General features: G+C 42.4%; 10 protein-coding genes. 6 read left to right on the top strand and 4 right to left on the bottom strand.

The window, feature by feature from the left end:
- Positions 1 to 2: 2 nt before the first annotated feature.
- From IPM71_05170 to IPM71_05160, 3 genes are all read right to left on the bottom strand, one after another.
- Positions 3 to 1,532 carry a CotH kinase family protein gene (locus tag IPM71_05170; protein QQS52124.1) on the bottom strand — a complete coding sequence of 510 codons (1,530 nt, stop codon included), beginning with the start codon at positions 1,530 to 1,532 and terminating at the stop codon, positions 3 to 5.
- A 131-nt stretch (positions 1,533 to 1,663) separates the two neighbouring features.
- Positions 1,664 to 2,524, bottom strand: coding sequence for an RNA polymerase sigma factor RpoD/SigA (locus IPM71_05165; GenBank protein QQS52123.1), 861 nt, complete (start codon positions 2,522 to 2,524; stop codon positions 1,664 to 1,666).
- Between the two features lie 253 nt (positions 2,525 to 2,777).
- Positions 2,778 to 3,155 carry a GxxExxY protein gene (locus tag IPM71_05160; protein QQS52122.1) on the bottom strand — a complete coding sequence of 126 codons (378 nt, stop codon included), beginning with the start codon at positions 3,153 to 3,155 and terminating at the stop codon, positions 2,778 to 2,780.
- Between the two features lie 177 nt (positions 3,156 to 3,332).
- Between IPM71_05160 and IPM71_05155 the strand changes: the two genes are divergently transcribed.
- Positions 3,333 to 4,271: a DMT family transporter gene (locus tag IPM71_05155; GenBank protein ID QQS52121.1), complete on the top strand. Its 939-nt coding sequence runs from the start codon at positions 3,333 to 3,335 to the stop codon at positions 4,269 to 4,271.
- A 16-nt stretch (positions 4,272 to 4,287) separates the two neighbouring features.
- Positions 4,288 to 4,755 (top strand): YkgJ family cysteine cluster protein, encoded by a 468-nt coding sequence (locus tag IPM71_05150; protein QQS52784.1) that lies wholly within the window; start codon positions 4,288 to 4,290, stop codon positions 4,753 to 4,755.
- On the opposite strand, the gene IPM71_05145 is transcribed toward IPM71_05150, so the two are convergent.
- Positions 4,752 to 5,663, bottom strand: coding sequence for a diacylglycerol kinase family lipid kinase (locus IPM71_05145; protein QQS52120.1), 912 nt, complete (start codon positions 5,661 to 5,663; stop codon positions 4,752 to 4,754). The two genes, IPM71_05150 and IPM71_05145, sit on opposite strands and share 4 nt — an antisense overlap.
- A 113-nt stretch (positions 5,664 to 5,776) precedes the next feature.
- On the opposite strand from IPM71_05145, the gene porQ reads away from it, so the two are divergent.
- The 4 genes from porQ to priA all read left to right on the top strand — a co-directional run bounded on the left by porQ (position 5,777) and on the right by priA (position 10,973).
- Positions 5,777 to 6,844: a type IX secretion system protein PorQ gene (gene porQ / locus IPM71_05140; protein ID QQS52119.1), complete on the top strand. Its 1,068-nt coding sequence runs from the start codon at positions 5,777 to 5,779 to the stop codon at positions 6,842 to 6,844.
- A gap of 74 nt (positions 6,845 to 6,918) precedes the next feature.
- Positions 6,919 to 7,614, top strand: coding sequence for a (d)CMP kinase (locus IPM71_05135; GenBank protein ID QQS52118.1), 696 nt, complete (start codon positions 6,919 to 6,921; stop codon positions 7,612 to 7,614).
- Positions 7,615 to 7,623: 9 nt separating this feature from the next.
- The gene (locus tag IPM71_05130) at positions 7,624 to 8,484 is read left to right on the top strand and encodes a 4-hydroxy-3-methylbut-2-enyl diphosphate reductase (protein QQS52117.1); all 861 of its coding nucleotides are present in this window, start codon (positions 7,624 to 7,626) and stop codon (positions 8,482 to 8,484) included.
- Entirely contained in the window at positions 8,481 to 10,973 is a 2,493-nt protein-coding gene (gene priA, locus IPM71_05125) for a primosomal protein N' (GenBank protein ID QQS52116.1), read from the top strand. The genes IPM71_05130 and priA overlap by 4 nt, the downstream gene beginning before the upstream one ends.
- Positions 10,974 to 10,977 lie beyond the last annotated feature (4 nt).

Raw genomic sequence — 10,977 nt, 5'->3', positions numbered from 1 at the left:
AATTACCGGACAATAAATTTCTGTGCCAGATTATCTATTTTAAGTACATACCATCCTGCCTGAGGCAAAGAATTAAAGCTAAGCCGGTACTCGCCATTACCCAGATCATAGAATTCAATTTTAACCTGACGCCCCATTTGGTCATAAACTACCGGGCTGGCATCGGGTCTGCTTGTTTTTATGAAGAAATAACCTTCTTTTACCGGGTTTGGAAAGATTAAAACAGACTCAGCCAGTGGAGAAATGGAGGTAGTTGTGCCACCTCCGTTGTTGGTAGTATCGTAAGGTTCATAACCTTCAAGCTGAACCAGGGCTGAGGCATTTCTTACGCCAATGTATTCTTTAACGCCGTATTTTACTTGATCGCCCCGGGCCTCATCAAGGGTTTTTTGAAAGTCGCTGTAAGTATAGCTGCGGTCGTAAGTATAGTATAAATCTTCTTCTACAAATGGTGCAATCAGGGTATGGTTTTCGTCGAGAATGGGGTCGAGGTATTCGTGTGTAAAATAGGTGTTACATAAGGTAACCATGTTCCTGCAATAGCTTTCGAAATAACTGTCTATACCCAGAAGCTTTGTGTTTAAAGGAAGATTGATCCAGTCAGAGCCCCATTGTTTCACATCGCGGGTTCCCCAGTCGCCGCCGACCCAGTCAATGCCAAAAGTATTGTCGAGATCGTAAGGAATGAAATCGATTTTATTGGTAGTGGGGTTTTCGTGTATGTAAAAATTATTGGAATTAAACGAGTAGCCATCCCAATGACCAATGAGGGTTTCAACCGCCATTTGGCGAAGGTAGGTTTCTACATCGAAAATCGCTTCGATCCGCGTTTTAAGGTCTTCGCCCGAATAGGAATTGAGTACTGTTACAAAATTGATTAGTTTGCTTCGGTCGTTTGTTTCTTCGTTGGTCTTTAGCTCGTAGAGGTTGTTGTTGTTTACCTCGCCATTGTTTTCAAAAGTAGCCCCCCAAAAGCATTTATAAAGGTTACCTAGCTCGGAATCAAAGCGTTTGTCCAGAAACTCATCGTCAATCTGTTCTACATTCAAATAAAGACCCATGTATTCGCCATTTATATAAACCCGCGCATGTTGTGCCCGGGCAACAGGTATATTGGCAGCCTGATACATTTGCATACTTATGTATTCGCGCAGCATCGAAGGGTCATTCACCCCTGCTTTTAAATTGAATTTTTTGTATCCATGAAACTTATCGCCACCAAATTCCCTGAAATCGATTTTAAGCGATTTCTTAAAATTCTCACGAGAAGTATTGCCTCGTATTCTAATGCCTACGCTGTCGAGCGTTTCGTCAAGATAAGAATTTGCGAAATGCATGCTGGCCAGATAATAGATATCCTCATAGGTGTTTTCCGGAAACCAGAGAGCTTCCTTGTCACTTTCACTCATAGTTAACTCAATCAGGGCTACTTCGTCTGCAGCATAAACCTCATCTGGTTCTGGATTAATACTTTGGTTATAGGCAAGATAGCATACGGTAAGGAGATACGCGACAAAAAAGATTCTCTTCATGGCTTCAATTGTTTACTTTCGAAACGGTGGCTTCTTATATGTTAATAAAAAGAAATGGTTGCATTTATCTTTGATTAAATACAACCAATCATTAAGAAAGTAACTCTCAAATTGAAAAAAAAGAAAAGAAATTAACCCAGGTACGATTTCAGGAGTTTACTTTTGGCTCGCTGACGCAGGTGCTTAATGGCTTTTTCTTTAATCTGCCGTGTGCGTTCGCGCGAAATTCCAATTGAATCGCCAATTTCTTCCAGAGACATGGGTTTACGACCGATACCATAGAAGGCACGGATTACCTTGCGTTCCTTCTCCGGAAGGGTGTTGAGGGTACGCTCAATCTCCTGTTTCAGCGATTCTTCCATCAGAAAATGGTCGGTGCTGGGGTTTTCAGGATTACTTAGAACATCGAGGAGGCTATTATCTTCACCCTCCTGAAAAGGGGCATCGACAGACATATGCCGACCAGATAATTCCAGCGTACTGTAAATTTTTTCTTTAGGCAGGTCAAGTGCTTCGGCAAGCTCGTCTGCTGAGGGTTCGCGCTCATGGGCCTGCTCGAGCTGGCTGAATGTTTTGTTCATTTTATTCAGCGCACCTATTTTATTGAGTGGCAAACGCACAATGCGCGATTGCTCAGCCAGGGCCTGTAAAATGCACTGACGAATCCACCATACCGCATAGGAAATGAATTTAAATCCCTTGGTTTCGTCAAATTTCTGGGCGGCTTTAATCAATCCAAGGTTTCCTTCGTTGATAAGGTCGGGAAGACTTAAACCCTGGTGCTGGTATTGTTTGGCCACCGATACCACAAATCGAAGGTTTGCTTTGGTAAGTTTTTCCAGCGCTTCCTGATCGCCTTTTTTTATCCGGCGAGCCAGATCAACTTCTTCTTCGGGCGAAATCAACTCTTCTTTTCCAATATCGTGAAGGTATTTCTCGAGAGAGTCGCTATTTCGGTTGGTTATGGATTTTGTAATCTTTAATTGCCTCATGATTCAATCAGTATTTGCACAGAACAACAAGGGGTAAACACCCGATGCCAAAAAAAGTTTAACAGCCTATTGCTTAAAACGGTTCAAAATAAACAATAATTACAGGCAAACGGCAAAATTAACATTTTTTAACCCAAATGTTCAATTATTTGGTTCTATTACATTCTATAACTGTCTAAATAATACTTTTAATTGCCAAAAAAAATGTTCCGCGCAAAATCCGCAAAATGTTTTAACGCAAAGTATACAAAGTTTAAAGATTGTTCACAACTCTATGAATACTATCTCTTAAGGTTTTTGAATTGAAATTTATCAATAAACCCAATTTATATCCAGATAGTTTTAGGTAGGTTAATAATTGAGCATAATGCACTGGGGCTATTACTTCAACTGCTTTTATTTCAATGATCAGTTTGTTATTTACCAACAAATCTATCCTGTATCCAACATCTTGTTTAACTTCCTTGTATATAAAAGGCAAACTTACCTGCTGTTTAACATCAAAACCTAACTCTTTTAGATCATAAGCCAGGGCATTTTCATAAGCAGATTCCAACAATCCGGGACCAATACTTTTATGAATTTCTATTGCAGCACCAATTACTTTATAAGAGATTTCATTTTCAGTCATAGATTTAGCTTTTATTTTTTGCGTCTACCAATTTGCGGCCTTAGCGTGGAATAAAAATATTAAAATTCAATAACCACATCAAATTAAAATATAATACTATCAGGATCCTCTCAACCTGAAATATTTCAGCTTGGAAATCCTTTTTTTCGCTTTTCTTTGTGGCCTAAATTTATTTTCATGAACCAGAAAAAAGGCACTGGTGTGGCATACACCTATTTTATGCTTATGGCGGCTATGCTTTGCTGGGGCCTAAGCTTTGTATGGTACAAACAGGCTCTTGAAGTTTTCCCTCCCGTTACGCTAGTGCTGGCAAGGTTGCTACTATCGCTTCCTCTGCTTTTTATTTCGGCTTTGTTGCTAAAGCGACTGAAGAAAATTCAGAGGGCGGATTTTCCGCTTTTTCTTCTTCTTGCTTTTCTTGAGCCCTTCTTATATTTTATCGGCGAAAGTCTTGGTATGCAGTATGTTTCATCCACCGTGGCAGCTATTGTCATTTCCACTATCCCTTTATTTATGGCCATTGTGATGCTGGTAAACAAAAAGGAAACTCTCTATTTGCTTAACTATTTGGGCATTCTGGTTTCTTTTATTGGGGTTGTTTTTGTGGTTATCAGCGACCGCGAAAATATGGTTGCTACTCACAAGGGTATTTTGCTGATGATGATTTCTGTATTTGCTGCCGTAGGTTATGGTTTCGCAATAAAAAAGGCTGCCGAGAAGTATAATTCCCTTACCATTGTCACTACTCAAAATTTTTTGGGAGCCATCTATTTTATTCCTGTGTTCTTAATTTTTGAGCAACAGAAGGTGGCCACCATATCATGGGATATACACAAATTCATGCCCTTGTTTTACCTGGCTATTTTCGCTTCTACTTTTGCCTACCTTGGCTACATACAGGGGGTGCGGAAATTAGGTGTGTCAAAAGCTACCGTATTTGCCAATTTTATTCCGGTGTTTACTGCTATTTTTGCATTGATTATTCTTGGCGACAGCATTAACCTCTTAAAAATAGCAGGGATTATCCTTGTTGTAAGCGGATTAATTTTATCGCAGGCAGGTAAAATGCATCAGGAATCAAAACCCGAAGATGAGATATTGAATGAGCTATACTAGCGATATAATTGATGAAATGAACCGTCGTTCGGACTCCGTGGCAAAGGAGAACAAGTTATTTTTGGAACGCATCGTTAAAACAAAGCCCAAAAACCTTGATAAACTGGTGAATGAGCTCCATGACGAAGCCTTTAAAAAAATCGATTGCCTCGAATGTGCAAAATGCTGCAGCTCTCTTGGCCCACAGATATTTGAAAGTGATATTGAGCGCCTGGCATCTGCTCTTAAAATGAAGACCTCGATACTTAAGGATAGCTATATCCGGCTTGATGAAGAGGGCGATTATGTATTTAAGCAGAGTCCATGCCCTTTTCTTTGCGACGATAATCTCTGCTCGGTTTATGCCAGCAGACCCAAAGCCTGCCGTGAATATCCACACACCGACCGCAAAAGGTTTTACCAGGTAGCACGAAAAACCTACCACAATGCCATGGTTTGTCCCGCTGTGTATTCCATTCTCGAATCGCTGAAGAAAATGCTCTAATTCGTTGCTTCAGCTTGTTTTCCTTTTGGCATGGGAGTTATAACATTCAAGCTTTTTGGAATTACCTCTATACGAATTGGCCCAACCAGTTTAATCGGGTCACCGTCGATATGAAAGTTGAACATCTTTTTTTTGCAAAACACCAGCGACTTGCAACTTTGTATATCAAGGTATTTGCTTTTATCCATGTTGCGGGTAAACAGCTTCATACCCAGACCAAAAGAATGTCTGTGTGGAAATGGTTTTAAGATGCAAACTTCAAGTTTTCCGTCATCGATGAGCGCATTTGGGGCAATGTAAGCATTGTTTCCATATTGACCGGCATTGGCAATGGTAATAAGAAAAGCCCTTGTCCGAATCTTTTCGCCATCGACTTTGAGTGTGTATTTTTTCGGTTGGTAAGTCAGGTATTCGCGCAGCGTTGTTTTAATGTAGTTATGGAATCCCCGGGTTTTTGTTTTAGAAAACTTCTTGCCGATTTTTGCATCGAAACCTACCCCACAGGTACAAAAAAAATAGTTGCCATTGATTTGTCCGGCATCAATCTGGCGCGTAAAACCTTGTGAGATACACTGCAAGGCTTTATCTGTCTTCAGTGGTATTTTTAAACTACGGGCGAGTCCATTACCCGAACCACAGGGTACAATACCCATATTGGCCTTTGAACCTACCAGTGCCGAAGCAACTTCGTTCACTGTGCCATCGCCTCCAACTGCTATAAAGAACTTAGCGCCTTTTTTAAGTTTATTTTTCACGATTTGGGTGGCATGACCAGCATAATCTGTTCTGATAAACTGCGGCTTCCATTTATCGTCCAACAGTCTTATTGCCAAATCTTCCAAATGGGGAGCCTTTCGGGTACCTGCAATGGGATTTATAATGAATACAATTTTAGTTTTAGCTGCCATAATACCACAAAAATATTCTTTTGTTACACTAAAACCTGAAAAATCACGTTAGCTTTCGGTAAACTTTCTGGAAATTCACGGGTTTAATCCATTAGTTATTCCATGTAACACTTATGAAAATATTCTTTCAGCTTATTTTTGCATTTATTCTGGTGTTTTTTTTTCAGTTACCTCTTATTTCTCAATCCGGAGGAGATAATACCTACGATTTTCTGAGTATCACCAATTCGGCCCGTGTGGCTTCGTTGGGCGGACAAGTAGTTAGCCTGAAAGACGATGATTTAAACCTGGTTTATCATAACCCATCGTTGCTTACTCCAGCAATGAGTTCTCAACTGGCATTGAATTACATCAATTATTTTGCCGGCACCAATTTTGGCTATGTAGGATATGCCTGGCAACCGAAAAAAAAATATACCCTAGCAACGGGATTGCACTACCTCAATTACGGTGAATTTATTGCTGCTGAGCCTACAGGCATACAAACAGGTACTTTCAGGGCCGACGATTACGCACTTAACACCTATTGGTCGAGACCATTGGCTGATTCGAACTGGCGTGTGGGGGCAACGGCCAAAGCCATTTATTCGCAATACGAAAGTTACAATTCATTTGGACTGGCCATTGATGCGGGTATTACCTATTCGAACGAGGTGAAGCTCTTTTCAGCTGCCCTTGTAATGAAGAATGCCGGCTTTCAGTTGAAACGATACAATCCGAACGACAAACACGAGCCCCTGCCCTTTGAAATTCAGCTTGGATTAACCCAGCAACTAAGGCATGCCCCATTCCGGTTTTCCTTTACTGCTCATCAATTGCAGCAATTCAACCTGCTTTACAAAACCGAAAAAGACAAGGAAGAAGAGATCGACCCTCTTACAGGCGAACCAATACCCGAAACCCCTGGGGCCGACTTTGCCGATAACCTGATGCGCCATCTGATTTTTGGTCTGGAGTTTACCCCTTCGAAAAATTTTTATATAAGCCTGGGGTATAATTACAAACGCCGCCAGGAGCTTAAGATTGACGATATGGCCGGAATGGCCGGTTTTTCGTATGGGTTTGGATTAAAAATAAAGAAGTTAGGGATTAGTTATGGTCGGTCGACCTATCACCTGGCAGGTGCTTCCAATCACTTTTCGGTTACCCTTAACCTTTCTGAACTCAATCAGAAACTGTAAGGTTTTATTGACTCAACAGATTACTTGTCTGTATTTCCGCAGAGAAGTGCTATTTTTGAGTTTATTTACGTGACATGTCTAAAAGAAAGAAATTCATCGTAGCAGTCGACGGGCATTCTTCTTGTGGTAAAAGCACTTTTGCCAAGCAAATAGCCAAAAAACTTCAGTTTACCTATATCGACAGTGGAGCCATGTACCGCGCAGTGGCCTGTTATGTGCTTGAGAATAATATGGCAGTTGAAAAACAAATTCAGACCGATGCTCTGATTACAGCTTTGCCTTCGGTTCATATTCGTTTCGAAACCAATCAGCATGGAATCAGCGAGACTTTTTTAAATGGGAAAAGTGTGGAAGAAGCCATTCGTGGCGTAGCAGTATCGGAATTGGTAAGTGAGGTGAGCAAAATAAAAGAGGTTCGTAAATATCTTGTCAGCTTGCAGCAGGAGATGGGCAGCGAGGGTGGCATTGTGATGGATGGACGTGATATTGGCACTGTAGTATTTCCGCATGCCGAAGTAAAGCTTTTTATGACGGCTGATGCCGATGTAAGGGCACGCCGGCGATTTGATGAATTAACAGCCAAGGGCCTTTCGGTTTCTTACGAAGAGATCAGAAATAACGTAGTGGAGCGCGATTATCACGATATGAACCGGACAGAAAGTCCGCTTATTCAGGCCTCCGATGCGGTGGTCCTCGATAACAGTTTCATGACCATTGAGCAGCAAATGGAATGGTTTATTCACTTGTTGCAACAAAAAAAGCTTCTTTAACAAACAGGTATGCAGGTAATAATCGATCCAAAATCGGGCTTTTGTTTCGGAGTGCAAAAGGCCATTGCACTAGCCGAAGAAAACCTTACGGCTAATGGTAAGCTCTATTGCCTGGGCGATATTGTGCATAATGCAAAGGAGGTTGAACGATTGGAAAAACTCGGACTCGAAGTGATTTCACTCGAGCAATATTATCAGCTTGCATCCTGCACAGTATTATTGCGAGCGCATGGCGAACCTCCCGAAATTTATGAACATGCCCGGAAAAACCAAATTGAGCTTATCGACGGCACTTGTAAGGTTGTTACCAAACTGCAGAAAAGGGTTAAAAAAAGTTTCGAATCCATAGAAAGCAAGGGAAGCCTGGTAATTTTCGGAAAAACTGCACATCCTGAGGTGAACGGACTTTGTGGTCAGGTAAACTACAAGGCAATTGTGGTGGAAGACGAAGCGGGATTGGATCAGGTGAATTTATCTGAACCAATTGTTCTCTATGCTCAGACCACCATGAGCCGCGAAAAATACCAGCATCTCAAAGAGGCGCTTAAACAGAAAATGAAAAACCCGGAGTTGCTAGAATACCATGATACCATTTGCGGGCAGGTGGCTAATCGGGGACCATGGTTGCAGGAGTTTAGCCGGAGTGTCGAAACAGTAGTTTTTGTCGGTGGGCAAAAAAGCTCCAACAGCAAAGTCTTGTTTGGGCATTGCCTTATTGCAAATCCAAACACTTTTTTTGTTAGCGCGTCTGCGGAGCTTAAGGGTCTTCCGCTGAAAAACTCCAAAACTATCGGTGTGTGTGGTGCTACTTCTACCCCATATTGGCTGTTGGAGGAAGTGGCCGGGGAGCTAAAAAAGTTGTTTCCATGAGCAATCCGCAACAACTATTTGTGGATGTAATCCTGCCTCTTGCAGTGCCCAACCTTTATACCTACCACATTGACGCAGAATTGCAGCATGAGCCTTTGCAAAAAGGCATGCGGGTAGTGGTTCAGTTTGGTGCGCGTAAACTTTACACAGCCCTGGTAGCAGAGGTGCATACCAGGCCTGTAAATCATTACGAGACCAAAGCAGTGCTGGCTATACTCGACAATAGGCCCGTGGTGTTTGAATGGCAACTCGACTTTTGGCAATGGATGGCAGAATATTATCTATGCACAATGGGCGAAGTATATTCTGCAGCACTTCCCGGTGGCCTGCGCCCCGAAGGGCAAACCCGGGTTTACCCTGCTCATTTGCCCGAAACAGGGGTATCCCTCAACCCGGATGAAGAACAAGTTTACCATATACTAAAAAATAACCCGGGTATTCCTATCGGGAAATTACAAAGCCTTTTAGAGAAGAAACAAGCAATGCCTCTTTTAAAAAGAATGATGGACAAAGGCCTGCTCTGTTTCGAAGAAAATATTAACCGAACCTACAAACCCCGGCAGGTTGAATACATTCAACTTCACGAGTCTTTACAAAACGAAGAATCACTGGGTGAGATGATAAACCGCCTGGAACGCAGGGCACCTAAACAATCAGATGCCCTTCTGGGTTATCTTCAATTGAGCGGTCAGTTAAGCGAGAAAACGCTAAAAGCGGTTACCAAACAAGAGCTCATGGAGGCTGCTCAGGTAAGTGCTGCCATCATAGAATCTTTGTCGGCGAAAAACGTTTTTACCCTTAAAAGTGTTGAAACTACAAGGTTTTCTGCTGAAACAGAACCGGTTTCTGAACCCTATCGATTGAGTGTAAAACAAAGATTGGCCCTGGAAGAAATTGAAGCTGGGTTTCAGCGCGCAGGAGTAGCCTTGCTACATGGGGTTACCTCGAGTGGTAAAACAGAGATATATATTCATCTTATTCAGAAAGAACTGGAGAAGGGGAAACAGGTGCTTTATTTGCTGCCCGAAATAGCCTTGACTACCCAGATTATTACCCGTTTGCGCAATGTGTTTGGAGCCAGGGTGGGAGTATATCATTCGAAATACAGCGATAATGAGCGCATTGAGGTGTGGAATAACCTGCTTGGCCATATCGCTGAGGGTGCTCTACCCTACGAAGTTATTCTGGGTGTGCGTTCTTCGGTTTTTTTACCTTTCAGCAAACTCGGATTGGTAATTGTAGACGAAGAGCACGAGAATACCTATAAGCAGCAAGATCCGGCACCACGTTACCATGCCCGCGATGCAGCCATTGTATGCGCATCGGTGCATCAGGCAAAAGTCTTGTTGGGCAGCGCTACTCCATCGCTCGAAACATATTTCAATGCAAAAAATGGAAAATACGCATTGGTAGAATTGTTGGAACGACACCTTGACATTAAGTTGCCTGAGACTGAACTGGTAAACATGCAGCAAGCCAGAAAACGCAAGCAGGTAAATGGGCATTTTAGCAAAAAGCTTATTGATGAAATACAAGTGGCACTTGAAATGAGCGAACAGGTCATTTTATTTCAAAACCGACGTGGTTTTGCTCCCTATCTCGAATGTGCCGATTGTGGCTGGATACCCCAGTGCAGGCACTGCGATGTGAGTCTTACCTACCACAAGGGCATCGATAAGCTCAATTGCCATTATTGTGGGTTTAGCGTTCAATCCATAGTGCAGTGCCAAGCTTGCGGAAGCACCAACATGCAAACCAAAGGTTTTGGTACGGAAAAAATCGAAGACGACCTTTCACTCATTTTTCCTCAAGCAAGCATTGGCAGGCTGGATTTGGATAGCACCAGGCGTAAAGATTCCTTTGAAATCATACTCGATGAGTTTGCAAGTGGTAAACTTAATGTACTCATTGGCACACAAATGGTATCGAAGGGACTTGACTTCGACAATGTGAGTGTGGTGGGAATTATGAATGCCGACAGCATGCTACATTACCCTGATTTCAGAGCCTATGAACGTAGTTTTCAGCTGATGGCACAGGTGAGCGGCAGGGCAGGCAGAAAGAAAAAACAGGGAAAAGTAGTAATACAAACCTCCACGCCGGAAAACATTATCCTGCAACAAGTAGTGCAAAACAACTATAAAGCTTTTTTCGATATCCAACTCGAAGAAAGAAAAGTATTTAAGTATCCACCCTACTGCCGGCTCATTGGAATAACCCTAAAGCACCAGCAAAGAGAGACGGTGCAAAAGGCAGCACGCATGCTGGCCGAAGGACTCAGACAGGTATTTGGCGAGGCTTTGCTTGGTCCACAACCCCCCGTGGTAGGAAAGATTCAAAACTTGCATCTGCAACACATGCTGCTTAAACTTAGCAAGGGAACCGGCCTGGCACAGCAAAAATCCTTTCTGCTTGGTAAATGCAGGCAATTGAAGCAAGCATCAGGCTTTTCATCCCTGGTTGTAAGTCTCGATGTCGATCCGCAATGAGAAG

This window comes from Bacteroidota bacterium (genome assembly GCA_016699695.1).
In the GTDB taxonomy this organism is placed as follows: domain Bacteria; phylum Bacteroidota; class Bacteroidia; order Bacteroidales; family UBA10428; genus UBA10428.
This window is presented reverse-complemented; position numbering and strand designations above follow the sequence as displayed.